At 46.4% G+C, this 26,011-nt stretch carries 22 protein-coding genes and 1 pseudogene; 3 read left to right on the top strand and 20 right to left on the bottom strand.

Annotated features, from left to right (window positions below):
• Window positions 1-96 precede the first annotated feature (96 nt).
• The 6 genes from G9U52_RS17645 to G9U52_RS17620 all read right to left on the bottom strand — a co-directional run bounded on the left by G9U52_RS17645 (window position 97) and on the right by G9U52_RS17620 (window position 7,278).
• A complete protein-coding gene (locus G9U52_RS17645; RefSeq protein ID WP_166151962.1) occupies window positions 97-1,395 on the bottom strand; it encodes an ABC transporter substrate-binding protein in 1,299 nt (432 codons plus the stop codon).
• The gene (locus G9U52_RS17640) at window positions 1,392-2,177 is read right to left on the bottom strand and encodes a response regulator transcription factor (RefSeq protein WP_166151961.1); all 786 of its coding nucleotides are present in this window, start codon (window positions 2,175-2,177) and stop codon (window positions 1,392-1,394) included. The genes G9U52_RS17645 and G9U52_RS17640 overlap by 4 nt, the downstream gene beginning before the upstream one ends.
• On the bottom strand, window positions 2,170-3,954 hold the full coding sequence (locus G9U52_RS17635) for a cache domain-containing sensor histidine kinase (protein ID WP_166151960.1): 1,785 nt from the start codon (window positions 3,952-3,954) through the stop codon (window positions 2,170-2,172). Before G9U52_RS17635 ends, G9U52_RS17640 begins: the two co-directional genes overlap by 8 nt.
• A 112-nt stretch (window positions 3,955-4,066) precedes the next feature.
• The gene (locus G9U52_RS17630) at window positions 4,067-4,888 is read right to left on the bottom strand and encodes a carbohydrate ABC transporter permease (RefSeq protein WP_166151959.1); all 822 of its coding nucleotides are present in this window, start codon (window positions 4,886-4,888) and stop codon (window positions 4,067-4,069) included.
• Window positions 4,889-4,928: 40 nt separating this feature from the next.
• Window positions 4,929-5,885 (bottom strand): carbohydrate ABC transporter permease, encoded by a 957-nt coding sequence (locus tag G9U52_RS17625; RefSeq protein WP_166151958.1) that lies wholly within the window; start codon window positions 5,883-5,885, stop codon window positions 4,929-4,931.
• A gap of 79 nt (window positions 5,886-5,964) precedes the next feature.
• Window positions 5,965-7,278 carry an extracellular solute-binding protein gene (locus G9U52_RS17620; RefSeq protein ID WP_166151957.1) on the bottom strand — a complete coding sequence of 438 codons (1,314 nt, stop codon included), beginning with the start codon at window positions 7,276-7,278 and terminating at the stop codon, window positions 5,965-5,967.
• Between the two features lie 539 nt (window positions 7,279-7,817).
• On the opposite strand from G9U52_RS17620, the gene G9U52_RS17615 reads away from it, so the two are divergent.
• The 3 genes from G9U52_RS17615 to G9U52_RS17605 all read left to right on the top strand — a co-directional run bounded on the left by G9U52_RS17615 (window position 7,818) and on the right by G9U52_RS17605 (window position 11,636).
• A complete protein-coding gene (locus G9U52_RS17615; RefSeq protein WP_166151956.1) occupies window positions 7,818-9,950 on the top strand; it encodes a GMC family oxidoreductase in 2,133 nt (710 codons plus the stop codon).
• Between the two features lie 464 nt (window positions 9,951-10,414).
• A complete protein-coding gene (locus tag G9U52_RS17610; RefSeq protein WP_166151955.1) occupies window positions 10,415-10,651 on the top strand; it encodes a hypothetical protein in 237 nt (78 codons plus the stop codon).
• 196 nt (window positions 10,652-10,847) lie between these two features.
• Window positions 10,848-11,636, top strand: coding sequence for a family 43 glycosylhydrolase (locus tag G9U52_RS17605; RefSeq protein ID WP_243767410.1), 789 nt, complete (start codon window positions 10,848-10,850; stop codon window positions 11,634-11,636).
• 1 nt (window position 11,637) lies between these two features.
• Here G9U52_RS17605 and G9U52_RS17600 read toward each other — a convergent pair whose 3' ends face one another.
• The 14 genes and pseudogenes from G9U52_RS17600 to G9U52_RS42105 form a co-directional block, all read right to left on the bottom strand.
• Window positions 11,638-12,192, bottom strand: a complete 555-nt coding sequence (locus G9U52_RS17600; protein WP_166151954.1) for a GNAT family N-acetyltransferase — start codon at window positions 12,190-12,192, stop codon at window positions 11,638-11,640.
• 99 nt (window positions 12,193-12,291) lie between these two features.
• A pseudogene (locus tag G9U52_RS17595) lies at window positions 12,292-12,606 on the bottom strand (cell wall hydrolase); the annotation flags it as partial.
• 136 nt (window positions 12,607-12,742) lie between these two features.
• Complete coding sequence (locus G9U52_RS17590; protein ID WP_166151952.1) at window positions 12,743-14,194, bottom strand: neutral/alkaline non-lysosomal ceramidase N-terminal domain-containing protein; 1,452 nt, start codon at window positions 14,192-14,194, stop codon at window positions 12,743-12,745.
• A gap of 28 nt (window positions 14,195-14,222) precedes the next feature.
• Window positions 14,223-15,467 carry an AGE family epimerase/isomerase gene (locus tag G9U52_RS17585; protein WP_166151951.1) on the bottom strand — a complete coding sequence of 415 codons (1,245 nt, stop codon included), beginning with the start codon at window positions 15,465-15,467 and terminating at the stop codon, window positions 14,223-14,225.
• 27 nt (window positions 15,468-15,494) lie between these two features.
• The gene (locus G9U52_RS17580) at window positions 15,495-16,322 is read right to left on the bottom strand and encodes a carbohydrate ABC transporter permease (RefSeq protein ID WP_076228791.1); all 828 of its coding nucleotides are present in this window, start codon (window positions 16,320-16,322) and stop codon (window positions 15,495-15,497) included.
• Window positions 16,319-17,242: a carbohydrate ABC transporter permease gene (locus tag G9U52_RS17575; RefSeq protein ID WP_166151950.1), complete on the bottom strand. Its 924-nt coding sequence runs from the start codon at window positions 17,240-17,242 to the stop codon at window positions 16,319-16,321. The genes G9U52_RS17580 and G9U52_RS17575 overlap by 4 nt, the downstream gene beginning before the upstream one ends.
• A gap of 48 nt (window positions 17,243-17,290) precedes the next feature.
• The gene (locus G9U52_RS17570; RefSeq protein WP_166151949.1) at window positions 17,291-18,046 is read right to left on the bottom strand and encodes a glucosamine-6-phosphate deaminase; all 756 of its coding nucleotides are present in this window, start codon (window positions 18,044-18,046) and stop codon (window positions 17,291-17,293) included.
• A 16-nt stretch (window positions 18,047-18,062) separates the two neighbouring features.
• Window positions 18,063-19,070, bottom strand: coding sequence for a LacI family DNA-binding transcriptional regulator (locus G9U52_RS17565; protein ID WP_166151948.1), 1,008 nt, complete (start codon window positions 19,068-19,070; stop codon window positions 18,063-18,065).
• Complete coding sequence (locus G9U52_RS17560; RefSeq protein WP_166151946.1) at window positions 19,067-19,933, bottom strand: sugar phosphate isomerase/epimerase family protein; 867 nt, start codon at window positions 19,931-19,933, stop codon at window positions 19,067-19,069. Before G9U52_RS17560 ends, G9U52_RS17565 begins: the two co-directional genes overlap by 4 nt.
• A 31-nt stretch (window positions 19,934-19,964) precedes the next feature.
• Window positions 19,965-21,155, bottom strand: a complete 1,191-nt coding sequence (locus G9U52_RS17555) for a DegT/DnrJ/EryC1/StrS family aminotransferase (RefSeq protein ID WP_166151944.1) — start codon at window positions 21,153-21,155, stop codon at window positions 19,965-19,967.
• 56 nt (window positions 21,156-21,211) lie between these two features.
• Window positions 21,212-22,246 carry a Gfo/Idh/MocA family protein gene (locus tag G9U52_RS17550; RefSeq protein WP_166151942.1) on the bottom strand — a complete coding sequence of 345 codons (1,035 nt, stop codon included), beginning with the start codon at window positions 22,244-22,246 and terminating at the stop codon, window positions 21,212-21,214.
• Window positions 22,247-22,358: 112 nt separating this feature from the next.
• Window positions 22,359-23,690: an extracellular solute-binding protein gene (locus G9U52_RS17545; RefSeq protein ID WP_166151939.1), complete on the bottom strand. Its 1,332-nt coding sequence runs from the start codon at window positions 23,688-23,690 to the stop codon at window positions 22,359-22,361.
• A 510-nt stretch (window positions 23,691-24,200) separates the two neighbouring features.
• Window positions 24,201-25,409, bottom strand: coding sequence for an N-acetylglucosamine-6-phosphate deacetylase (locus G9U52_RS17540; RefSeq protein ID WP_166151937.1), 1,209 nt, complete (start codon window positions 25,407-25,409; stop codon window positions 24,201-24,203).
• A gap of 224 nt (window positions 25,410-25,633) precedes the next feature.
• A complete protein-coding gene (locus G9U52_RS42105; protein WP_243767409.1) occupies window positions 25,634-25,966 on the bottom strand; it encodes a hypothetical protein in 333 nt (110 codons plus the stop codon).
• Between the last annotated feature and the right edge of the window lie 45 nt (window positions 25,967-26,011).

Here is a 26,011-nt window from a genome sequence, read left to right as displayed (position 1 = left end):
CCATGCTGGATGCACAAGGGGAGGCTGCAATCCATTGCTGTCGGCAGATTTTTCCCGTTCCGGCTCCCTTGAGAAGCCGGTCGATGATTGGTGTTATTATCGAATCTGTTTCAATAGATCCTCTATTTCTTTTTTCGATAACGTCTGCGCACTAGCCATAGTTACCACGGTATCCAATAATAATTGGGACCTACGGGGATCAATTTCCTGATCATAATACCCAAAATAACGGCTTGGATCCTTTTCGATAAATTTGACATATTCGTAAATCGAAGGCTTCATATGGTTTGGCGAAAGCGGTATGGCTTTAAGAGTGGGAAGCTGGCCACTGGCCTCTACGAACTTCTTTCTTTCCTCTATGCTCAGCATATAAGAGAGCACCTCAAAGGCCGCCTGCTGATTACTGTATTTGGAAATCGCCCAGCCATTGGAACCGCCGTAATAAACAGTACGATCACCTTTACCGTGAACGGTTGGAAAGCGGAAATAACCAATATCCGTGTTGCTCAGCATTTCTTCAGCAGCCCAATCGCCTTGCAAATACATCGCCGCTTCGCCTTTCAAAAACAGGGCATCCGCCATTTTTCTATCCAACCCCATAAAACCGGGTACAAACATTTTTTTATTCACCAATTCACGAAATAGCAGGGCAGCTTCAATAAAGCTGGGGTCGGTAAAATCTCCCGTTCCCTTAATTGTATGCTCATAGGAAGAGGTTCCACCGAGCCTGTTGGAGAGGTAAGCGTACCAATTAAGCAGGGGCCACCTTTCTTTACCGGAGATGCTAAACGGTGAAATCCCATGGCTTAACAGAGTCTGGGCAGCGAGTATCAGCTCATCCCATGTTTCCGGAGGCGTGATCCCGAATTGGGCAAATAAGCGCTTGTTATACCAAAACACGACATGACTGGTAGTGTGAGGAAGCCCGTAAAGCCTTTCATAATAAGTCGAATTTTGTAGCGCTTCTGGATAAAATTGCTTCTTATACGCGGGTTTTTCCTGCATTAGGTCTGTTAAATCAGCGACAATCTGGGAGTCCACCATATACTTAAAGGAATCCCCCGTCCAATAATAAAACAAATCCGGCATTTTTCCGGAAATTGCTGCCACTCTAAGCTTGGCTTTATAGGTTTCACCTTCATAAAAATAAGGCACAATCTGAATATGAGGATGTGTCTGATTGAAGGTCTGAATGCTTTCTTTTACAACCTCCTGCCGCAGGTCATTGGTTTCTTGGTTCCAAAACGTAATTTTAACAGGCGCCGTAAGAGCAGGAAGCTCAGCTTGAGGTGTCTGCGATGCAGATGTAAAACAGCCCTTGCTCATGATAGCCAGCAGCAATAAGACCAGCAGTACGGCTAGTGCCCATAACTTAGTCTTACGTGCTCTCATCATGGTCGCTCCTGCTCTTCTACATGATTTTTTTTGCTTTCAGTGCGAAATTCCTTTGGAGTTAAGTCCTCCGCTTCACGGAATACTTTCACGAAATATTTGGATGAACTGAATCCCGTACGCTCAGCAATTTCGTATATTTTCATATCCGTCCCAACCAGAAGCAGTTTAGCTTTCGCAAGCCGCTGACGGGTGAGGTAATCACTGAAGGTTTGTCCGGTTTCTTCTTTGAAAAGTACGGATACATAGCTCGAATTCAAGTGGATATACTCAGCAACTTCCTTGATACCGAGAGAAGTGTTGGACAGCTCGGAGGAAATATAGGTCAGCGCTTTGCGGATCGAATCGTTGAGCACCTGAGGCATGGGAAGAGCAGAATCACTGTGAGCCCCTTTCCATAGCTTTCTGGTTTCAAATGCTTCTTCTACAGCTGAAATCAGACTTTGGTACTCAACAGGCTTGAGAATGTAGTTCACGGCCCCGAGTGCCATTGCTTTTCGTGCATACTCGAACTCTGCATAGCCAGTAAGCAGGATGGATGTCGTTTCCAGACCCTCCTTCTTGAGCCTCTCGAGAAGCTGAATGCCATTTAAACCAGGCATCCGAATATCCGTAATCAGCAAATCGACAGGATGCAGTTTTCTGTATTGAAAAGCCTCTAAGCCGTTTTCCACCGTTTGCAAATTCACTTTTCCTTGTGACCAGGCTTGCAGTGCTTTTAAAACGCCGTTTCGGGTAGGCAGTTCGTCCTCAGCTATAAGGATACAAGGATAATGATTAGACATTGCGTTCAACTCCATAAGGAAGATAAAGGTCTAATATTGTGCCCAGGTCCGGACTACTTTCAATATGAATTCCATAGGCATCGCCATAATAAAGCTTGATGCGGCGCTGTACGTTTAACAGGCCCATTCCTGAGGAGGAAGAAGCGGTATCTGGCTGATTATGAACTTCCAACCGCCTTTTCAGCGTTGCCAAAGCTTCTTGATCCATGCCGACTCCATCATCCTTTACCTGAATACTGAGTACAGAATTTCCGTCCATTTCCACGTCCCGAATTGAAACAAGCAACGAGGAGGCTCCGACCTTCGGTTCAATACCGTGTTGGATAGCGTTTTCAACGAGTGGTTGAATCAACAGCTTAGGCAGCTTAACATCATGGGTAGTAGGATTGATATCGAACTGCCAATGTAGCCGGGGGCCGATACGGTATTTCATTATTTCCATATAGCGTTGGCAATGATCGATTTCGGCATTAAGACTAACCCAATCATCGCTGCCCCCAGCCTGAATGGTATATCGAAACAGCTTGGATAAGGCGATAACGATTTGAGCGCCCTCTTCCTCTTGTTTTTCTATCAATGTCCAGTATAACGATTCCAGCGTATTGAATAAAAAATGTGGATGGATTTGCGCCTGCAGCATTTTTATTTCTGCCTGATTGTTCAGTCGTTCCTTTTCGTATACCGTTTTTACAAGCTGATGCAGCTCTCTGACCAGATTATTATACGATATGTTCAACTCATTCATTTCAAAATTGAAATAAACCTCATCGTTTTGCTGCGGAAGGGCAAAAACAGGAATACGCATTTTATTTCTAAGCCTGCGGATCGGCTTCGTTATTATGCTGGACAGGATCCACAGGAGCAAAAGGCACAATACGGCGCCAACAACAAGCGCCCATAGCAAAGCTTGCTTTAAGACCAATAGCCCTTCGGTTATCGTGTCCAGAGGAACGAGCATGAGAATGGACCAATTGGTCTCCGTCGATTGACGAATAATTTTCAGATAATCGATGCCCTCTATTTGAATAATGGAATGTGGCCCTTGCAAATTTTCGCTTGTCAGCCATGTTGAATTGACCGAAGCTAGCAGTGTTGGAGAGCTGGAGGCAACAAGTTGATGATGCCGATCGAACAAATGCATCGTGCTTCCCTTGACCGCAGGAAATTCAGTATTGAAAAAATCAAGCAGCGAATCCGTAACCCGGAAGACTGCGTAGCCTCCCCTCCCCAAATAGTCATCCTCCAACCGGATCTGTCTCACTGCAAAAAGGTGCCCACTTTCTTTGCGCTGCGTTTCCGCCCATACAAGCTGGCCTTCTTTGATATTGGCGAAAGTTGCGGTTTCCAAACCAATGCGTTCCGAAATATTTTGATTTTCCAGCGGATATAAAGGCTCATCCCCTGCATAAAGCTCAATGCCTTGAATCAACCAGGATAAAGCCATTAAATTATTCAAAATCGGGCGGACCGACAGCTTCTGATCGATCGAAAGAGCTTCTCCCGTTTTGGCTTTATATAATAATTGCTGGATGCGGGCATCCGTTACCAGCTGCAGGCTGATGGAATCGACCTGTGCAATAACCGCATCGAGCCGGGCGCTCGCTTGTTTCGCCGTTTCCCCAACATAAGATTCCGCATTGCGAATCAACAGATCCGATATGGAGCGATAAACCAGTCCGCCTGCAACGGAAAGCACTACAACCATAACCAGTAGGAAACCAATTAGAATTTGTACCCGAGTCCTGTTCAATTGGAGAGCAGCTATTATCCTGTACATGCCAACCACATCCTTTAACCCTTAGCAAAAAAAAAAGAACCATATCCTATATTACACTATAGGCATATGGTCTGCATGCAACTTATATAAATTGGATAGGATTCCCGTAGAGTCAGCCCTTTACAGCTCCAGCGGATAAACCTTTGACTACCTTTTCCTGAGCAACAAAATAAGCGATCAGCAGCGGCAAGGATCCGAGCGTTAGTGCCGCCATTATTCCTGGGATATTAACCGAAAATTCACCATAAAAGGCGCGAAGTCCAAGCGGAAGCGTCATCTTGGCTGGCGTTGTTATAAGAACCAAGCCAAATACGAACTCATTCCATACATGAATAAAATTATAAATTCCGATCGTTGCCAAGGCCGGAGACAGCAACGGAAGAATGATTTTCCAAAATAATTGGGACGGGGTTGTTCCGTCCATAATGGCCGCTTCATCCAGCTCTCGGGGAATTTCCTGGATAAACTGTGCCAATATGATGATAGAGATCGGCAGGCTAAAGGCGATATAAGGCCCCACTAGCGCCCATAGTGAATCATACAATCCGATTTCCTTCGTAAGTATATAAACCGGGATCAGTGTAGTATGCACCGGGATCATCATTCCGGCAAGAAATAAATAATAAATGGGACGGTTGAGCTTGAATTGCATACGAGCTAACGGAAAGCTGACCATGGCAGCTAACAGAATGACAGCAGCAACAGTAACTATGGAAATCATAAGACTGTTCAGAAAATAACGGTCTATCCCGAGTTTAAAAACTAGCCCGTAGTTTTCAAGTACAAAGCTGTTCCATAAGGAAGAGGGATTCTGGAAAAAATATTCCTGCGTTTTCAACGAGGTAGCAATCATATAAATAAATGGATATCCGGTAAAGACCAGTAAAACTATGGCAATAAGATAAAGCCCTGCACGCTTTATCATGGAAAGCATTGCGATCATCCCCTTCTATATTCCAAGTTATCCGCCATTACTAGGCTGTTTTTGCGCGGGATCGGTCGGCCGCTAGGATGATCAGTGCGACTACAAATGCGATAGCGAACATCGTAAATGAAATGGAACTGGCATAACCCATATTGAATTTGGAAAAGGCTTGCTTATACATATAAGTCGCCATAAGCTCCGTGCTGCTGGAAGGTCCACCCGCGGTCATGACAAAAATTAAATCAAAATATTTTAGCGAACCAATTACCGATAACACCGAGGATGTGATAATAGTCGGTTTAATCAAGGGAAGGGTAATAGCCCAAAACTTTTTCCAGCCGCTGCATCCATCGATTTCCGCAGCTTCGTAAATCTCATCAGGAATTCCTGAGATGGCTGCACGAAATAAAATCATATAAAAAGGTGTATATTGCCAGCAGATCGTAATGATAACTGCAATAAAAGCAGTTTTCGGATCCCCAAGCCAGCCACTCTGCCACGAGCTAAGCCCGATAACCTCCAGCAGCTTGTTGACAATACCGAACATCGGATCATAGATGAATGACCACAAAATGCCGACTGCTACGGTAGACATCAGCAATGGCAGGAAGTAGACGGTACGAAATACACGCATTCCTTTGAGCGGGGCGAATAAAATAAGCGCCATGATCAGTCCAAGCGGAATTTGTGTTACCACTGAAGCGATTACCAGCAGCATATTGTTAGAAATCGTCATCCAAAAAACTTTATCGGCTAGCAAGGTACCGTAATTAGTTAAGGCAATAAATGTTTTTTCAGCTTGAATGCCGTTCCATTTAAACAAGCTGTAATAAAAGGTGGCAAAGATCGGATAAATGACATAGACCAAATAAATAAACAACGTCGGACCGATAAACCTTAGCAAAAACAGGTTGGTTCGAATTTTATTGTTCCGGCGGATGGATACAGCCGAAGTAACGCTGTCCCCCGTGGGCTTACTAGTCACTAAAGGATTACTATTGTTCATTGGAGGCTCCTTTCTCTTCTGGTGTCCTACTTAGAAGGGGAGGTACTCCTCCCCCGTGTTTGTTAGACCATCATCCCATTTATTTCTTCAAGACTTCTTTAGCTTTGGCTTCCATTTCTTTAGCTGCTGCAGCCGGTGTCATGGAATTGCCGAAAAGATTTTGCGTTGTATCTTTGTGAAGCTCGGCTAACTCGGCAGGCAAGGTTTGATCGTAGAAGGTCTGCATGGAGGTTGCTTTGCTCAACATATCATTTAATTCCTTGGCGAATGGATCGGAGTAAGTAACTCCTTTAACTGCCGAGATGGTGCTTGCCTGATCAGCCATTTGTTGGGCAAGCTCCTTGGAAGTCAAAGCTTTTACCAACTCAATAGCTTCGGCAGGATATTTACTCTTGGCTGCTACAGAGAATACTGGAGATACGCCTCCTACAAGATCGGTAATTTTTCCTTTTCCTCCAGTAATTACAGGGAAGGGGAACATGCCTACTTTCTTCTCGAAATCAGGTGATTCCGCACGAATGTTGTTAATGTAAGAAGACGTTTGCATTTCCATTGCGGCCTTACCCGTATACAATAACTGGCGGGAATTTCCGGTATCGTATTGAATACCATTAAAGCCAGGATTGAAAGCACCGCGTTTAACCAAATCCTGAATCATTTCTCCGGCCTTCACATAAGTTTCATCCTCAAAAGTACGTCCCTTTCTTTCGAAGGCTTCATTGAAAATTTCCGACCCACCCAAGCGGTTGGCAAAATACATCAGGTAGAAGGCCGCAGGCCATTTGGTTTGGTTGGCAAGGGCAATTGGAACAATATTTTCCTTCTTCAGGCTATCCACGATAACGAGCAGGTCATCATAGGTTTGTGGCGGTTGTAGATTGTATTTGGCGAAAATTTCTTTATTGTAATAGAAAGGAACTACGGACATGGCAAGCGGTGCACCATATACTTTCTTATCAAAGGTAGCCACATCCAAACCGGCGGGCAAAAACGCATCGCTGTTGATTTTACCGGTTAAATCCAATACTTGATTAGCGCTTGCAAATTGCTTTAGCCAGCCGCCGCCCCAGGAGTGAAATATATCTGGTGGATTTCCGCCGCCCATGGCTACAGACAGCTTTGTTTTATAAGGATCGTTAGGAATTTGAACCGCTTCCACTTCCACGTCAGGATGATCCTTCATAAATTTCTGGACGGTTGCTTCAATAAGCTCCTTCCGTTTCCCTGTGTCAATATACCAAAACGATAGCTTCTTTTTTTCTACAGCTTTAGCTGCGGGAGCTGGCTCAGTCGGTTTAGCAGCCGGTGCTGCCGGCGTGGCAGGTGTTGTACCGCTGCAGGCTGAGATAACAAACAATACGCACACACAAAGCATCGCAATCCACTTTTTCATTTTTGTACCCCTTTCAATCCGTTTAATTTGTTTACGCTTTCATAATATCACCGATCCCCGTATATAAAAAAGGCACTATGATATGCAAAAATGCCAATTTGATTGGGAATGTATGCGCTACCAAAATTTACATTCATTATACCCTCGTTATTATTTATATCCTTTACAAAGGAAACAACAGTAGGTATTCTTCCACTAATCCGCTAGGCTCGCTTGCGCATAATAAGTGCATCCCTTCAACTTCAGCACACTAATACTTTATACTGTTAATGTTATGACATGTACAAGTATTTATAAAAAAGCGAATACCCGCTGAGAATGGCATTCTCTGCTGACCAAATGTCTAGCGGGAAGCCTAAGGCCGTGTTAGACTAATGTTAGAACCCTTGAAACCGCTTGCAGCAGAGTAGGTAAGGGGGATGTAAGCAATCAAAACTGTTCATCGGATTGATTGAGATGATCCGACGGATAAAGGAGAAAAAGTTTATGAAGATGAGTAATTATGAGGGAAGCCGAATAACATTAGGTGGTGAACGTAGATGAAACCGGGCGATCCGTTGTATGATTCAAGCGAGGTGCGCCCTATCTTGGAGGCCGTCGCCGACCGGATGATTCCGGAAGATACGTGGCCATCGGCAACCAATGGGGGAGTCCTGGTATACCTGGAACGTCGCGCCGGCGAGGATGCCGCTACCTGGATGGATTTGATTGAACCCGGGCTTCGCGCCCTGGACGCAGAAGCCATCAATCTCCATCGTCGACCATTTTCGGAACTGCTGGCTAACGAGCAAGACGCATTGTTACATGACCTTGAGCGTGATCATGTACGGGACTGGCCCGTCTCGCCTAAACGCTTCTTTACCACCCTATTGAGCTTGGTTATCGAAGGTTACTATGGAAGTCCTGAGTCTGGTGGGAATCGCGAAGGTAAGTCATGGGACATGATTGGATTTCGTCGGGGGCCCGTCTCGGAAATCCATGCACCGGTCCCAGAAACCGATCTATCACAACGGACCTTCGATCAGCTCCGAGACCAGTATGATGTTATCGTCGTGGGGTCTGGTGCAGGGGGCTCGGTAGCGGCGGCGGTATTGGCGGAATCGGGACTTCGTGTTCTCGTCGTCGAGCGTGGAAGCTCGCTTCAATACAGCCAGATAGGCAGCGATCATGTGCGCAATCATCGTTTTAGCAAATACGGTCACAACACAGGGCCAGGGCTCGAAGGTAATCCTCGCACGATTCTTTTAGCCAACGGGGACGAACGGATTACAGCACCCTTTGAAGGCGACTATCATAATAATGCGATGACGTTGGGCGGCGGCACACGGGTCTACGGGGCACAGGCATGGCGATTTCATCCGGATGACTTTCGTATGGCGACTCGCTATGGGATTCCGGACGGGAGTTCGCTCAGCGATTGGCCGATTAACTATGATGAACTCGAACCTTATTACGAGCGGGCGGAGTGGGAAGTCGGTGTCTCTGGTGACGGTGATGCCCACCCTGGACGCGGGAGGCAACGACTTCCTTTTCCAATGCCAGCACTGCCAAGGACGCTGGAAGCAGAACGCTTGGCTCGGGCAGCAGCGAATTTGGGATGGGACGCGGGACCGGTTCCTCTCCTCATCAACTCAGTCGAACGTGACGGTCGACCGGCCTGTGGACGGTGCGGCCAGTGTGTCGGATTTGCCTGCCCGACCAATAGCAAGAATGGCGGCCACAATACGATGTTATTGAGGGCCATCGCTACCGGTAACTGCGACCTGATTTGCGATACCACGGTGGAGCGCATCGACACCGAGGCAGGAAGGCACGCTACTGGGGTTCACCTTGTGCAGACGCTGGCGGGCTCGATCCAACATCGGCAAGTGCGAGCAGGACACGTGGTGGTTGCAGCCGGAGCCATCGAAAGTGCGCGCTTACTCCTCAATTCGGCAAACGATGCAGAACCAAATGGGGTAGGTAATCGAAACGGTCAAGTAGGAAGGAACCTTCAGGGGCATGTCTATGCGGGTGCCTACGCCCTCTTTGATGAGCCGGTTCAAGACGGTCTTGGACCAGGGGTGAGTATTGCCACCTGTCGCTTTGCCCATGGTAACGGGGGCGGGATTGTCGGAGGCGGGATGCTTGCCAACGAGTTCACCCGGCTGCCGCTCCTTCACTGGTATCGAGCGCTTGCGCCGGATGCGGCGCGCTGGGGAAGCGCTGGCAAGGAAACGATGCGCGAGAGTTACCTGCGCACTAGTCATGTTCAGGGACCGATCCAAGAGATCCCGACCGCTGAGGCAAGAGTTCGGCTCTCGCCAACGGTCAAAGACCGCTTCGGAATGCCCGTTGCTCAACTCTCAGGAAGTGTCCATCCCGAGTCTCTTCGAGCCGCGGCCATGTTAGCAGAGCAAGCGGAGACTTGGCTCTGGGCTGCCGGAGCACGTCGGGTTTGGCGAACCCGACCAGGTGGAGGGCTTAGTGCTGGGCAGCATCAGGCGGGAACACTGCGCATGGGTGACGACCCTTTGACATCAGTCACCGATCCCTCTGGTCGCGTACATGGATACGATAATCTCTGGGTAAGCGACGGCTCCGTACACGTGACCAATGGGGGCGTTAACCCGGTGTTGACGATTCTTGCCTTGGCTTTCCGCACGGCAGAAAACCTGGTGAAACAAACGTAGCGAAATGTTGGGAACAGATACGTGGCTCGAATCGACAGTTGGTTGTTTGCGTTCGCGTAGATGTAATTGGCCGATTGCAGAAACTTGTAGTTATCCTATAAAAGCATTGGCCTGTGGCTTACTGATATGCTATGAATCAGCGCAGTCACAGGCAAAGCTTCATTGAGGGTGACCAGTCAGCCTTTTTAGTTGAAGACACCCATTCATTTGTTGACCCATTTGTTATAATGCTAACGGCGTCACCGTGACAGTCCCGACATTAAACAAATCTGCCAGTTAGCTGAGTTGCTCCTCGGTAGCCTTGATGAAAAATGTTGACACTATGGATACAATCAAAGCAGAAAATGCAATTAACATAGGTTGCCGCGCCGAAGACTTCTTTAATGCCTGCAACCGACGAGATATAACGAGGCCAAAACGTCGAAAATATTAACATCAAAATAGTGTACCTAGGAGGTCCTCAAATGAAATTTAAAAGTTTTATCGTTACCTTTGCAACGCTTGTTTTAACGACAGGTCTGCTTTTCTTAGTAGGACATACGTTTACTATTCCTTGGTTAATGTTTCAGCACGAATATGCAAATAACGCAAATGGTTTCTTCATTACAACTGGGTCATTTGTTCCTTTGATTATTGGTCTGATTGTCAGTTTTTTTGCAGAAAAAATTTATGTTTATAAGTACCGACAAAAACTTGGTTGACGGTATAAGACCCTCACGGCTCATGTGACTTGTCTCGGTACTCGAATCCTGTCATGAAAAATTCTGTTGAATTCCTTCGATTTCTAAAGAAAAATAGTGATTTGGACTATGGAACAAGCGCCAAAGCATTCCGCTATGGCTTCGAAGATGTCCATTACACAGTTGGGCCAAATGAAGTAAGGCATTGCGAAGAAATATGAAAATAATAAACAGAAGTAAGGAGAAAACAAGCATGATGCATTATGCGGATACATCAAGAGGGAGACATTATTCGAAGGATCCGGCTGTCGTGAAATATGCAGGGCGCTACTGGATGTATTATTCCATACCCTCTCACCTGGACGGACGGGAGCCGGATGGCTGGGCAATAGGCATTGCCGTGAGCGACGATTTGACGAAGTGGGAGCGCGTGGGTGAAATGGCAGCGGAGCAACCCTATGAGGCCAATGGCTTTTGCGCTCCGGGAGCGATTGTGTTGGACGGGGCGATCCATCTGTATTACCAGACCTATGGCAACGGTCCAAAGGACGCGATTTGCCATGCTGTGTCGCATGACGGAATCCGTTTTGAGCGAAATAGGACGAATCCGATCTTCTCACCGACTGGTAACTGGAACAATGGCCGTGCCATCGATGCCGATGTTATTGTTCATCAGGGAAAGCTATTCCTCTACTTTGCCACGCGCGACCCTTTAGGGGAGATTCAAATGCAGGGCGTTGCAACGGCTCCCCTTGACTCCGGCTTTGGAGCCGGGGCTTGGACGCAGAGGTGCGAGGAATCGATCCTGAAGCCTGAGCTCCCGTGGGAAGGGCAATGTATTGAAGCGGCCGCGATGTGCAAGCGCGAAGGCAAGCTGCTCATGTTCTATGCAGGGGCCTATAACAATTGTCCCCAGCAAATAGGATGCGCCATCAGCTTTGTCATCCGCCGCGAAGCATTCCTCTATGGTTTGGTATCGCAGGCAATACCAAACTTACCCGATTGACTCACAGCTGTTTCACGAGATAACTATACTTATGTTGGTTGATCATAACCGTTTTCTTATAGGAAAAACCAAGGCTTTCATAAAGCTTTCTTGCTTTAGGATTGTTTTCTTCCACATTTAGCGAAACTGTCGGATGCCCCTGAGCTTCTGCGTAATGAATGGCATCAAGTAATAATTCCGTTCCAAACCCTCGTCCACGAAATTCCGGGTTTACACTGACTGTATCTATATAATAATCAGCAGCATCCGCTTCTGGGTCAATTGTTGGTTCTTTACCCGTTAAATCTCTTAAATATGCACGTATGGGTTCATCGAGCTTTATCGCGGCTTTTCCTTGATAAGCAACTATAATGCCTACAGGAATATCATCTATTGTCTTAACCAAGCAATTTTGGAAGCTTAACCGATTTACTTCTTGACAGAAATATCGTTCCAATTGCTCAAATACCTTTTTCTTGTGACGCTCGCCTGTCAATACATGTGCGATATCCTGGATTGCATCATAGATGAGCACTGCTGCTTTCTCACTATCCTGTTTTTGTGCTTTTCTGATCAACCTACATACTCCTTTACCATTAAGGTTACGTCACTTTGCTTCTGTATCAATCCATTCTTATGCTTATTGATTTATCTCTTATCTTTACCTCCCCTGCGCCTAACCAACCCTTTTTAAGATTGCGTCGTTCAATTCCCGCCAATATATAGCTACCAAAAGCTGATTATACCATTCATCAGGACAATCGCCCTCAGGTCTGAAATACCATAAACTGAACTCGGCTGGCCACAGCCTTTCTCCCTCTGCCGCTCTTTTCGCTAACCTCACATCTCTTTCTCTTGCTTTTTGATAAAAATAACCATGCGGTGTAGCTTCGAAAGCATGCGGCTGATAAATCATTTGCGGAATCATCCGAATCCCCTTGAAGTCAGAGCAGTTTGCGCGAATTCGATTGATTCCTTCATTTCCAACCATCTATTTATGTATCGTGAAGGTGGTAAGTTTAGACCTGTGGGACAATTCCTATATTTTCAAAAAAAAAAAAAAAAGAGAGCTGCCCTAGCTAATAAAGCCCCAATTCCACTTTTACTAGTGGTATTGGAGCTGCTTTTTATTTTTGAGCAACCAATTTGACTATACTGTTGTGTATAATAGTTTCAGCTTCAGGCGCAAGCGGTGCAGGTAAACCGAAATAATAAATATAATCAACGGCTTCATATCCACCCTCGGATAATTGAGCAGCTGTTGGTACGTACCCGATCATCCCATTGGTGTAGCCTACGGGAAGCACCGTATCTTCGAAGGAGGCTTTGATGAACCGGCTGTATGCTCCGACCAGCTCCGCATTGCTTGTCAGCAATACAAGACCTTCAGCCAATTGTAAATACTCTAGCTCCAGCTCTACATAACGTTGCTTATAACGCTGATTTATTAACAACAGTTGACTCCACTTTTCCACGATTTCTGCATCTGGCATTAACTGTTTGATGGGATTAGCATCGGCTGTAGAACGGCCCGTATCCTCATGTCCCCCACCTACAGACGGATTAGAAACAGCTTGTTGATGATCTACCACCGACTGTGCTGCATACACCCCTGCCCAATTCAGCAAATCATCTAGAGCAGGTGGATCTTGTAAGGGGAGCTGTACCTTGATCGACCTCGAATCCAATAGCCCTGCTTCCAGTCTCTTCATCGGCCGCTGCACAATGGCGAGCACCTCGTCGGCTAACGCTCTCCCTATTCTGCATACTTCATCGTCACCGCCCCGGTAAAATTCACCGTCCCGGACAAGCGCAGGGCGGACATCCGCGCAGCAGCCTTGCAAATACGCCGATATGGCTCCGTCACCAAGCTTTTCTTCAATCAGCTCCATCGCAACCCCTGGAAATTCGGATGAAATCACATTTTCTCCAGTTGTCGTTGGATGGCATGCGTAATGGACCAGAAGCCCCTTAGTCCTTCCCCCCGAAGCGCACAATCGAATAACATTTACATCCGGATCAACAAATCCCTCAAGGTTAGGGGCCATGTGGATCGTTCCATCTACCATTTTACGGCGGTGAACTGATAGGTCGCACCGTCCAATCCCCCGTTCGACCGTCACAGTCTCCAGTTGCAGCACCGCTTGATCCACACCATCCAGAATACAATCCTCCAGATATCGGATATATTCGATATCCGGCTTGCCGAGGGAAGGGGTATACATCACACTGGTTTGTGGCCCCGAATGATTATGTGTGGCGTGGAACATGATTTGTGATTCAAGTAATCCGAAACGTTCCCGAAGCTTGCCCCTGAGTCCTTCCATTTGCTCTGATCCCCACCAAAGCAGATCGGCCGATACGAGCAGCGTCTTTCCAATCTGCCCCTGCTGGAAGTACAATATTCTGGCGTTCAAAGGCCTGATGACGGATTCATAATTACCTTGTCTATGTGCAAATCCAGCTAGAGCCAGCGGCTTCTGCGGGGTGATATCCACCTTGGCACAGCCAAGCATCAGCTCTTCGTTATGAGTCTCTTGAGCCGGTATATCGCAGCTACCCTCTTTTCGGTTAGACAATGATGTCTCCTCCTCATACAGCATGCAATTATTGCTCAGCAAGCAGCTCAATCGTTAACAATACATTCCGCAAAATATGATAGGGATCTTTGACCGGTAGAGCTACCATCTTCTGAACCGGCTGACCGCTCCGATCACGGATTTGGATCCACTCGCCAATCTCGGCATCTGGATGAGGAAAGGTTCGGAATACATAATCGTGCATCTGTTCATACTTGGTGTAAAAGTGTGGCTCCCCAGTCTGCTTATAGGCGAGTAATAGCGCATACAACGCCTCCGAATGCGGCCACCATATTTTCATATCCCAGGTGTCAACTACTAATTGCTCGTACCTGCCGCCGGTCCTGCGTCCACGCACTTCGCCGCCTTCTCGGTCGACGTAACGCAGTAAACCTCCATACTCCGGATCCCAGCCTAATTCAAAAGCCTGTTCAATAACGGCAGCTGCTTGATCCACCCGCTGTTGATTGCTAATCTTTAACGCTTCATTCATAACAAACCACATCGATTCCAAGGAATGCCCTGGTGTCACATGCCGGGTGAGCAGTGTGTCTGTATCCCCCTCATCCATAGGAAGCATCTCCCGAATGATTCCGCTGCCTGTATAGAAACGATCCATGATCTTGTTCATAAAGGATTCAGCATCAGCCCGAACCGCTTGTGCTTCTGGGTGAGAGAACGAATCAAGTGCATCGGCAAGCTCCTGGGCGACGTTCAACATGATCATCGGTACAGAGTGCGCTTCATACCCAACAGGCACCGGATAAGGTTCGCTTTTCACATCCCCTTGCGCAAGCCGCTCCATAATACGGCGATACAATCGTAATGCATCCTGCAGTACCCCAAAATCTCTGGAACCGTGAGCGAATTTGGCAAAGCCAAGCACGACAAAACAATCTGCATAAAAGCTGGTGTCATATCCCAGACCGGGAATAGCTTCCTTCTTCTCACCATCTTCCGTCAATACATAGGCACAGTTGCCATTATCAAGAAATACGTGACTCCTTAGAAAATCAACGGTTTTACGAGCATTATGCATACAAAATTCAGCATCACCAGTGAGCAGCTTGTTATCAATCATCGATGCCGTTTGGGCAAGAATCCAAATAAAGCGACCCTGAGACCACGTGTACTTATCAGTGCTTACCAATTCTGTTCCTTCATTATTAAAGCATGTGTAGACACCGCCACGCTCAAGGTCTATCGCCTTCAGCCAAAAGGGCAATAGAACCTGTTCTGCATGCTCTTGATAAAATGCTAATAAATGTTTCATGATTCACCCCGTGATTAGGTTTGGCCTTTATTTCCCGCCGGTCATACTTATGCTTTGAATGATGTGTCGACGCAGGAAAATGAATACGATTAAAATCGGAATCACCGAAATGAGCGAGCCCGCTGACATCACTGTCATGTCAATCGAGAAGGACGATTGGAACATAGCCAAACCCAATTCCATCGTAAAGAGTGACTTGTCGCCAACCACAAGCAGTGGCCATACGAACGCATTCCAAGCTTCGATAAAAGCAAAAATCCCCAAAGCACTCATAGGTGCGACCAGCAAAGGCATCACAATTTGAAAAAAGGTGCGCCATTCGTTGGCTCCGTCCACCTTCGCAGATTCCAGAATTTCGTCAGGAATTTGCTGGATGACATTTTGTCGCATAAAGAAGATACCGAAGCTCATTACCAGATAGGGCAATACCAACCCACTAAATTTATTAAGCATATCTAATTTCTGGATTTGCATATACAGAGGAATCATGTAAATTTCAAAAGGAATAATTGCAGTAGCCAAAAATATCGAAAAGATAAAGGTCAAACCAAAATACTTGAACTTCGCAAATATAAATCCGGCTATAACGGATGTGAATACAATTGCAACCGCGGAAAAGACGGCCATTCGCAAGCTGTTATAGAAGTACAGATGGAAGGGAGCCATTTCAAACACCGCGGCAAAATTGTCGAAATTAAACTGATGCGGTATGAAAGACGGTGGCCATATGGTCAACTCAGGAGGTGTTTTGAACGCTGTAGATATCATCCAAAGGAAAGGAATAACCATAATGAGCGCTCCCAGAGTGAGGAATAGCATCATCAAGGCAGTCATGATCTGATTTCTGCGTTTCATCGTTTTGCCCCCTTCCGCGAGGTTGTATTATCCTTAGCGAGCCATAGCTGCGCCATTGTCAGGACAAGCACAATCAAGAACAGCACAACTGCTTCGGCTGAAGCGTAACCCATTTTATAATAGCGGAATGCATTTTCGATCATGTCATAGACCAGTACGCGAACGACATAACCAGGTGAACCCTGGATGTCAGAAGCCAGGATGTATATTTGGCTGAACACGTTATAACCGTGAATTAAAGTAATAATCGATACAAATACCGTAATCGGCTTCAGGAGCGGAAGTGTGATATAACGGAACCCCTTTACCCCTGTCGCCCCATCGAGGGCAGCCGCTTCGTAATATTCCTTGGAAATTCCGGTCATACCGACAAGGAAGATGATCATGTTATACCCTATCGTTTTCCACACGGTCATCATAATGACAGAGACAACAGCCAGAACGGGATCAAACAGCCACGCCTGCGGGGGTACACCGAAGAAGGAAAGAAAGTAATTGAACAAGCCGTGTTGGGAATCCAGCATCCATTTCCAGGTAACCGCCACTGGAACCATGGGCGTGATCACAGGCAGGAAGTAAAGCGCTTCATACCATGCTTTGAAGCGAACTCCCTTATGGAGCATACTCGCAATAATCAGCGAGCCTGGAACCGCGAATATGAGAATACCGAAAGCAATGATCGTCGTATTTTTAAGAGCCATCAGAAATGGTTCACTTTGGAATAAAGTCACAAAATTATCCAGCCCAACGAATGGCTTATTCGTGGAAATAAGGTCCCATTCAAATAAACTGATGTACATGGTTTTCACAATCGGGATAAATCGTAGATAGGCATATAAGGCGATGATCGGCGCCAGTCCAATGATACAAAACCAGTGGCTGGAATTGAGGCGAAATTTCTTTTTCACGTGTGGTTGCATTCCTGCCATCCCCTTTCGCTTTCCTTTCCAGTGAAACCTCATGCAGGCTTACAATAATGAAGCGCTCTCCTCGTCCAGATAAATACGGCAGGATGTAGCCCTACGCAGCGCTGTTGCGGGATAGCGTATGTCAACCGGCCCATACAACGTTTCCTGAACAGCCTTGCTTTTGCGTTCACCAGGGACTGTACAAAAGATCGAAGGAGCAGATAGAATTGTTGGTATGGTCAGCGTAATTGCTTCCACCGGGACATTGTCCAGAGCGTCAAAGCAGCCATCGTTGACCTGCTGCACTCTACTGGTTTCATCCAGCATCACGGATTTGACTCTTAACGGATCATCGAAATCAGCAACATGAGGATCGTTAAATGCGATATGCCCGTTTTCTCCGATTCCGATGCAGGCGATATCTATAGAATGGGAGGCCAGCAAGTCTGAATATCTTTTACATTCGTCTTTTGGATCATTTAAACCATTAATGACATTAAATTGTTTGGGCTTGCGGGAATTGAACAGCTTTTCCTTTAGAAACAAAGAGAAGCTTTGCGGCGCATCGGCAGGCAAACCCACATATTCATCCAGATGAAAGCAGACTACCCGCTCCCACGGGATGCTTTCGTCCTCCTGAAGTGCCTCCAGGAACTCATTTTGCGATGGTGCAGAGGCAAACACGACAGCAATACTCGATTTCTGTTCCAGCAGCTCTTTGATTTTTGCTGCAACATCTGAGGCTACAGCTTTACCCATATCTAAACGTGATGTATAACGCAGTACAGTTAGTTGATTCATGGTCGTTGCTTCCATTCCTACACTTCCTATTCTATTTATTATACAACTGTCTGACCGACGCTCTTTCAATGAGCTTTTGCTCGAATGTAATATGTTGAAACCCGGAAGTGCGCCTCTGCAGGATGCGATCGAATAAGGTCCATGCCAAGGCTTTACCTGCCTCATAGGTAGGTATCGATACGGTCGTCAGAGGGAATGTGTTCACTTCGATATCATCGAAGCCGATGATCGAGAGATCCTCCGGTACTTGCAAGCCAGCCTCCATGACCGCTTTGATCACTCCAATGGCAATCACATCATCAAAGCAAATGACTGCCGTAGGCCGATCCGGCATAGCCGCAATCTGCTTGCCGACTGCCATGCCATCCGCTATACCGTTAGCGTTTTGAAACACATACCTTTCATCCGCTTCGATACCATGGCTTTTTAAGGTATTGATAAACGCGGAATAGCGTAATTTGGCGGCTTTAGAAGTTTTGGGGCCACGTACAAAACAAATTCGGGTATGTCCCATGGAAAGCAGGTGCTCCGTCACCTGACGCCCTCCATCATAATCGTCAAATTCATACGTATCGCAGGATAACCCCTGAATTTTACCAAGCAGTACAAAAGGTACGTTTTGTTCTTTTAGTTCAAAAAAATGATCGAAGGTAACTTCCTCCAGCAGCGGTGCAATGATTAAACCGTCCACTCTTTTGCGGACCATTGCTTGAATATGGTTGATTTCCGCTTGATGCTCCTCACCACTGCTGCACAAAAACACCGTGTAACCATGCTCGCCTGCAATCTCTTGAACGCCCTTGGTGATATGATTATAGAAGGGGTTCGTTATATCTTTAATAATCAAACCAATGGACCCTGTCGATTTGGACGATAACCCTCTGGCAATTTCATTAGGAACGTAGCCAAGTTCTTCTGCTGCGGCCAGTACCCTTCGGCGTGTTTTTTCGGAGAACCCGCTCTTGTTGTTCAAGGCTCCAGAGATCGTGCTTTTGGCTAACCCTGTAGCCTTGGCTATATCGGCTATCGTTACGTTCATAGTTGTGTCTCCAAAGACGAAAGCACTTTGCTTAAACCCTGAAGTGTTAGCATCGTTCCGTCCGCGGGCGTACCACCGTCAGGAATGTAATGAGTTTCAATGGTGTACAGACCCTTATAACCGTCTTTTTCCAACGCGATAATTTGTTCTGCAAACGGAACCCGTCCGTTTCCTATCGGTACACAGCGAGGCGTACCATCCTGCTCCACTAGAGCGTCCTTCAAATGAACGTGCCCTGACACATCTTTAATACTCTCATAACCTTCGGGATAAGCGGACTTCCCTCCATACGCCTCATTGCCCGGGTCCCAAAGCACTTGAAGTGCACGGGAGTTCACTCCACGAACAAGGCGGCCTACCTCCTCGGCATATCCGCCATTACAAGAAGGCTCGTTCTCCAGAAGCAAGGTCACGTTCTCCTGCTCGGCTATTGCTGCCGCTCTCTTCAGATGAAGAACAATGTCTGCTTCATAACGCAAGGGATCCTGCTCACGCCAAAATGAAAAAATACGAATTTTTGTCGTACCCAGTTGTTTCGCAATTCGGATTGCTTGCAGCAGCTTTCGGTGATGCTCCTCAATGTCTTCTTCCTGCTGACCAAACGTGTCACCCGTTGAAACCTGGCGCTCCGGGTCTAGCGAACATTTGAATACAGGGGAGGCTATCGCAGAAACAAACAGCCCCCGTCGTTCTACTTCATGTCGTATATTTACCAATGCCTCGTCCGATATATTCATAATATTACGCCCGTCAACTGACCTGATTTCCACATGCTTCAGTTGATTATTTACAATCCAATCGAGTGCTTCCTCCAAATGAGGAGACACCTCATCAGTTAATACACCCACACGATTCCATATCATACGGTTTTGTACCTCCATTTCTTAACAGGAACTAAACCGATTGTACGACCTTTCGGATTGCCTTTGCAATATCCTCCATGTCTTGTTCATCACCTAACAAAACATTTTGCCCCAGCCACATCGCTTCTTTCTCACACGCACGTTCAGCAATCGGGCAAGAATCATGACGAGCCGTTCCTGTCAATTTGTATATGGCCTCGGAAATCGCCCGGTTGTGGTTTAATGCTACATAACCTTCATGAACGGGAATGCCTTCCGCATTGAGTTTTTGGCAAAATTCACGTTTACCGAGCTTCTCGGCCAACTCCTGATGCATTTTAAAAATATACAGGTGATAGGCATGCCGCGTTATTTGCGGATCTACATCCAGCGGACGAATACCATCAATATCCCGCAGCATTTCATTCAACAGGCGTGCATTCTTTTCGCGTATTACCATTTGCTGTTCCATTCTGCTAAGCTGACCGATAAGAATAGCGGCTTGAAATTCTGTCATGCGCAGATTCCAGCCTACGACCTCGTGCTGATACCACTCACCTTTACGAATACGTCCAGCGTTTATCAAAGACCAGGCCTTATCTGCCAATTCCTCATTATTAGTTAGAATCATTCCGCCTTCACCGGAATTAATGTTCTTGGAGGACTGGAAGCTGAATGTGCCCAGATCGCCAATCGTCCCTACACCTGCACCATTATATCGGGCGCCTGCTGCTTGCGCCGCATCCTCAAGAATTCGTAAACCGTGTTTATCCGCGATGGCCTTAAGCTTCGTCATGTTGGCTGGAGCCCCACCGATGTGAACCGGAATGATCGCTTTAGTCCTTGGAGTGATCAAGGCTTCCACTTTGTCAGGATCAATAAGCAAGGTGTTCTCTTCCACATCCGCGAATACCGGAATCGCACCGAACATCAGCGGAGCTGCGGCTGTAGCATAAAAGGTGTATGGAGGCACGATAACCTCATCCCCTGGCTCGACACCAGCGGCCTGAAGAGCTACCGTAATCGCTACGGTTCCATTCACAACCGTTACTGCATGCTTGGCATCATGGAGCTCGGCGAACAGCTTTTCGGCTTCGGGCAGCTTGTTGCGATTGGCTCCTCCCCATTGGCCGGAATGGAGCACCTCAAGCAGCAGCCTTTCCTCCAGATTGTCAAAAATCGGCCACTCTGGGAAAGCTTTCGTTCTGACAGGCGTTCCTCCGTCTATTGCTAAATGAGTCATTTTCGTTCGCTCCTTAGGAAATTCTCATGAGTACAAGAAGACTTCATTAAAAAATGCTATACCCTGATTTCTTTACCGAGCCTCGCAGACTCGTATATCGCAAGTATCAAATCAACCGGTTTTCTTGCTTCTTCTCCATTTACATGAGGCTCACGGTTATCCCGGATTGCCTGTATCATATCGTCAACGTAAAAGTAATGGCCGGCAGTGGAAATTTGCGACGGATTACTGCTCGACGAAAGGCCCAATGTATCTTCATACTGCGGAGCCGGTTCTTCCTGCCCCTTGAAAATCCATTGCTTGATCCCCTCGTCCCCGAACTCTATGGTGCCTTGGTCTCCGTGAAGCTCAAATCTTGTTTCCTGACCCGGATATACCGAGGTTGTGCCCTGAATGATGCCGAACGCACCACTTTTATATTTCAATGCCACTACAGCTGTATCTTCTACTTCAATTTCCCTTGACAGCGCTGCGGAATACGCAAAAACCGACTCAACATCACCCATTAGATATTGAATGAGGTCCACACCGTGAACACCTTGGTTCATCAAAGCCCCGCCCCCGTCAAGCTTCCAGGTTCCACGCCAACCGCCGCTCTTGTAATATTCGGGACTGCGGTAATATTTCAAATACGCATTGCCAAGCACTGGTCTGCCTATCTTGCCTTCTCGTATCGCCTTATGAGCATGCAGCATAGCCGGCATTAAGCGTCTTTGAAATACACAACCAAGCTTCACGCCATGTTCACGACAAGCGTTAATCATGGCAGTCATACCATCAGCATGAATATCCAGTGGTTTTTCGCAGAGAACGTGTTTGCCCGCTTGCGCTGCAGCAATAGCCACCTCACTGTGCGCCCCACTTGGCGTACATACACAGACAACATCAATGTCCGCAAGCTTCAGCATCTCTTCATAATCAGTGAACAATTGAGGGGCAGAGCCCATCTCTTCTGCCAATGCTTGGGCTCTATCCAAGCTATTATCTGCAATAGCCACTAATTGTGCATCGGGATGTCGACGGATCGATTCGGCATGATGCCTTGCTATACTTCCTGCACCCACAATGGCGAATCTGATTGTATCGGGCATATTTTCACCTCATGTTGCAACCTACCCGGCCTGAACAACCGGGTAAGCATGCTGTATTTAACTCATTTGTTTAAACCTTCTTTTCAATCTAAACAACGTAAGGACGTATTGCTTATTCAGCCAAATGACCTGCTTTTTTCAAAATGTCATTCGTTTCTTTGGCCGCTTCATCCAGGAAAGCCTTCATCTTATCAGGATTATCCACGAATGACGGGTCAGTGAAACCCTTCGTTGCGATACGATCTGCAAACTTGGTCAAAATTTCATCAAACTCGGCAATGGCCGGGTACATCTGTAATTCCTGTTTTGTAAAAAACGCTTTGTATTGCGGGAATTCCTTGTACAAATCATTCAGATCCAAATCGTCGCGCGGTGGCAGCCAGCCACTCATTGCAACCATTTGCTTATGATTCTCGGGTTTGGTAACGAAGCTAATAAAATCCCATGCAGCATCTGCTTTGGCCTTATCTGTACTGGAAACATAATAATTGATCAAGCTGATAACATTCGCTTTCAACGGAGCCGCGTCATAGTTCAAATCAGGTACTTTTTTCTTGGTATCTGCAATGACATTGGATTCACGAATATAAAATGCTGCCGCTTTTGTCTGGAAGGCTTCCGTATCGTGCTTCACCTTTGGATCGTCCGTTTTAAACTTATGCACCATATCTACGTACAGCTTCAAAGTCTGATATCCGGCTTCCGTGTTATAATCAGCCTTAAATTTGCCAGGCGATACTTCTTTAACGATACTGCCTCCGCGCTGTGCCAATATGTTCCAGAACTTCTCCCCGGTGCCGCTGCCCCCTCCACTAAGTCGAAGACTCATGCCTGCACGCTCGAGGTTCCCTGAAGCGTCACGTTTTGCCAGCTTTTGAGCATAATCCAGCAAGTTATCCACGGTTGGTGGTTCTGTAAGACCTGCTTCCTTCAACATATCTTTATTATAATAAATTGCACCGGAGCCCATAAAGGAGGGTACGCCATATGACTTGCCACCGACTACTGTGGTATCCACGATTAGTTTTTGATGGATACCGGAGTTAGTTTGTTTCACCAGATCATCCGGAGTGGTTTGCAGCATTTTGCCTTCAATGTAGCGAAGCGCCAGGTTTGGATTCAATGGAAGAATATCTGCAGCACTTTTGGATGGCAGAGCCGCTGCTACCTTCTTTTCGTAATCGCGAAGCGGGAATGAAGAGATTTCGATCGAAACGTTTGGTTTTGTTTTTTTGTAGTCATCAGCCATTTTTTTGAAAAATGGATCCAGTTCAGGCCATCCCGTCCAGATCGACAAGCTTACTGCCTTACCGTCGGCGGCGCTTGTGCCAGGCTGAGAAGCTCCTCCAGTGGAAGTATTACTTGAGCTTGAACACGCGGACAGCATAGCTGTTAAAACCAACATACCTGCGAGACTACCAGAAACTAATTTTTTAGATGCCATCTACGACCACTCCTCTAAGTTATTGGTGTACCAACTTCCTACACTTCTAGATACGATGAAACTAAGGTACCGAACACGGTGTACGCTGCTGAACTCAGCTCTGGATCACATCTCCTTTTCCTGAAAACATGATATATTGAGACGGTCAAATATTTTGAACCGGTTCAAATTTTCTAAAAAATAATGTCCGTTAAATTAAATCTTATATGTCAGTTATAATAACATTAAAATCCACTAAACTACAACAAAAACTTTTTTTAAGTAAATACATTACATTAATATTACACATCTATGTTATATTCAATAGCAATTAAAATGAATCACTTACACAAGTATTTGGTTTTTCATAAAGAAAACGATTACAGAAAGCGTTTGCATAAACTACTGAATAAAAAAGGTGATCTGTATACCAAAAATCTAATTGAAACAGCCACTCATATTTGAACCGTTTCAATTAGAAATTGTAGCTCTTATGTTGTTGTTCGTCAATAAGATTTTTTTACAAATTCATTAAGCCTTCGCAGCTGAAAATATCGTTACTCCGCGTTTGATAACTGTCTGTAAGTCGAGCTTATCTTCTGCTTCATTCCAGGTAAAGGTTAGGATATCCGCGAGTCCATTTGTTTGTACATCACCAATGAGTGGTTCACCTATTAGGCGTGCCGGAGTCAACGTAGCTAACTTGAAAGCTGTCTGTAGGTCAGATTGCGTAAATCGCCTAAAATTTTGCACGCATTCCGCGAGTGAGACCGCCGCTCCTGCTAGAACAAGTGGATTAGCCACAGTTTGTAATCGCCCCGAAGGCAGCAATTCGACTTCTCCCCCTACATGCGTCTTATAAATTCCCGGCTGCATATAAGCTAGATGGACAGCATCACTGACGAGCACGATATGATTATTTTTGGCTCGCGCCATGACTTTGACCACAGATGGGTGCAAATGATGTCCATCGGAAATGATACTCGGTATCAAACGGTCTTCAGCCAATTGAGACCAAATATAGTTTGGATGCCTAGGCAGATGCGAATGAGCTGCGTTTCCGAGATGAGTCGACATCCTTGCTCCTGCATCTACAGCTGCCGTAATTTCATCATGGCTTGCTGCACTATGTCCGATACATACCAAAATGCCAGCTTGGACAAGCTTGTTAATCAAGGGAACAGCCCCACTTCGTTCCGGTGCCAAAGTAACCATACGAATGCGCCCGCCGGCAGCTTCCTGCCAAGCGCAGAATTCCTCCCAATCCGGATCCTTGACATGTTCAAGAGGATGAGCGCCTCGCGGTCCATCCTGCTCAGATAAATAAGGTCCTTCCAGATGGATGCCCAATATACAACTGGCAATGAAAGGATCACGCTCACAAGCCAATCGGATGGCTGTCATGCTGCTATGAATTTGTTCAAATCCGGCGGTAATCACCGTGGGACAAAAAGAAGTCGTACCCGATTTCAACACCTCTCTCGTCATGAGACCAATCGCTTCCACACGCTGCTCCAAATCGGCTTCAGCCATATTTAAATCATAGCCGGCAAAACCATTAATTTGTAAATCGATCAGCCCCGGGGCAATCCATAGCTCCTCCTTGGTGCCATCAATCTCTTGTTTCCCAGCAGGAATAATACGATGAATGCGTTCGCCAAGAGTCTGAACATAAACGTATTCGCCGGTCGTAACCAGCCTTCCATAAATTTCGCGGCCATTCGTTTCGATTGTAAACACTCCTTCATCCAGCTAATTTTATCTTCATATACACAACATTGAGGTGCTGTGCCTTTTCAAAAAAGATTATCGCCTTTAATCTTTAAGGTGTCAATTATCCATAATTCAGAATGTTGTCCATTCTATCTAAGTTGAACTAAGAAAATTCTGTTAGTACCGGATACAAAGGCGGTCAATAATGACCAAAGGCACTTTGGCCACTTCATCCATAAACGGTTGTACATTTATACGGATTTCTTTGGCTTGGTAGTCACGGAGCATGGATAAAGGTGGTTTGTGCAAATAGCTGTTGTTTGTCTGGATCTGCCGCTGCCAAGGTATAGGTAGGCTTGGTGTAGCTGAGCCCTTGACGGTGCATCATTTTGGAAATGCGGAAATGCCACGAAGCGAATAGGCAGAACCAAACTCCCGCTTGATATAATCAGCGATATTTCCAGCGTCCAGTTATGAAGTGCTCTAAAACCGACTTCATGAGGCACAGACTCGACAATCGTACGTTTCAATTGCTCCTGCTGTTCGGGAGTCAATCGCACAGGTGCACCTGGAGAATGATTCATTTGCAGACCGGCAAGCCCCTCGTTTTTACCGCTTGGGCACTTCGG

The organism is Paenibacillus agricola, assembly GCF_011440305.1.
GTDB classification, from domain to species: Bacteria; Bacillota; Bacilli; order Paenibacillales; family NBRC-103111; genus Paenibacillus_S; species Paenibacillus_S agricola.
Note: the sequence above shows the minus strand (reverse complement) of the source record. Positions and strands in the feature narration are given on the sequence as shown.

Excerpts from the sequence above, each read along its gene's own strand:
- G9U52_RS17645 (WP_166151962.1), bottom strand. The coding sequence starts at position 1,395 with ATGATGAGAGCACGTAAGACTAAGTTATGGGCACTAGCCGTACTGCTG.
- G9U52_RS17640 (WP_166151961.1), bottom strand. The coding sequence starts at position 2,177 with ATGTCTAATCATTATCCTTGTATCCTTATAGCTGAGGACGAACTGCCT.
- G9U52_RS17635 (WP_166151960.1), bottom strand. The coding sequence starts at position 3,954 with ATGTACAGGATAATAGCTGCTCTCCAATTGAACAGGACTCGGGTACAA.
- G9U52_RS17630 (WP_166151959.1), bottom strand. The coding sequence starts at position 4,888 with ATGCTTTCCATGATAAAGCGTGCAGGGCTTTATCTTATTGCCATAGTT.
- G9U52_RS17625 (WP_166151958.1), bottom strand. The coding sequence starts at position 5,885 with ATGAACAATAGTAATCCTTTAGTGACTAGTAAGCCCACGGGGGACAGC.
- G9U52_RS17620 (WP_166151957.1), bottom strand. The coding sequence starts at position 7,278 with ATGAAAAAGTGGATTGCGATGCTTTGTGTGTGCGTATTGTTTGTTATC.
- G9U52_RS17615 (WP_166151956.1), top strand. The coding sequence starts at position 7,818 with ATGAAACCGGGCGATCCGTTGTATGATTCAAGCGAGGTGCGCCCTATC.
- G9U52_RS17610 (WP_166151955.1), top strand. The coding sequence starts at position 10,415 with ATGAAATTTAAAAGTTTTATCGTTACCTTTGCAACGCTTGTTTTAACG.
- G9U52_RS17605 (WP_243767410.1), top strand. The coding sequence starts at position 10,848 with ATGAAAATAATAAACAGAAGTAAGGAGAAAACAAGCATGATGCATTAT.
- G9U52_RS17585 (WP_166151951.1), bottom strand. The coding sequence starts at position 15,467 with ATGAAACATTTATTAGCATTTTATCAAGAGCATGCAGAACAGGTTCTA.
- G9U52_RS17580 (WP_076228791.1), bottom strand. The coding sequence starts at position 16,322 with ATGAAACGCAGAAATCAGATCATGACTGCCTTGATGATGCTATTCCTC.
- G9U52_RS17575 (WP_166151950.1), bottom strand. The coding sequence starts at position 17,242 with ATGCAACCACACGTGAAAAAGAAATTTCGCCTCAATTCCAGCCACTGG.
- G9U52_RS17570 (WP_166151949.1), bottom strand. The coding sequence starts at position 18,046 with ATGGAAGCAACGACCATGAATCAACTAACTGTACTGCGTTATACATCA.
- G9U52_RS17565 (WP_166151948.1), bottom strand. The coding sequence starts at position 19,070 with ATGAACGTAACGATAGCCGATATAGCCAAGGCTACAGGGTTAGCCAAA.
- G9U52_RS17560 (WP_166151946.1), bottom strand. The coding sequence starts at position 19,933 with ATGATATGGAATCGTGTGGGTGTATTAACTGATGAGGTGTCTCCTCAT.
- G9U52_RS17555 (WP_166151944.1), bottom strand. The coding sequence starts at position 21,155 with ATGACTCATTTAGCAATAGACGGAGGAACGCCTGTCAGAACGAAAGCT.
- G9U52_RS17550 (WP_166151942.1), bottom strand. The coding sequence starts at position 22,246 with ATGCCCGATACAATCAGATTCGCCATTGTGGGTGCAGGAAGTATAGCA.
- G9U52_RS17545 (WP_166151939.1), bottom strand. The coding sequence starts at position 23,690 with ATGGCATCTAAAAAATTAGTTTCTGGTAGTCTCGCAGGTATGTTGGTT.
- G9U52_RS42105 (WP_243767409.1), bottom strand. The coding sequence starts at position 25,966 with ATGAATCATTCTCCAGGTGCACCTGTGCGATTGACTCCCGAACAGCAG.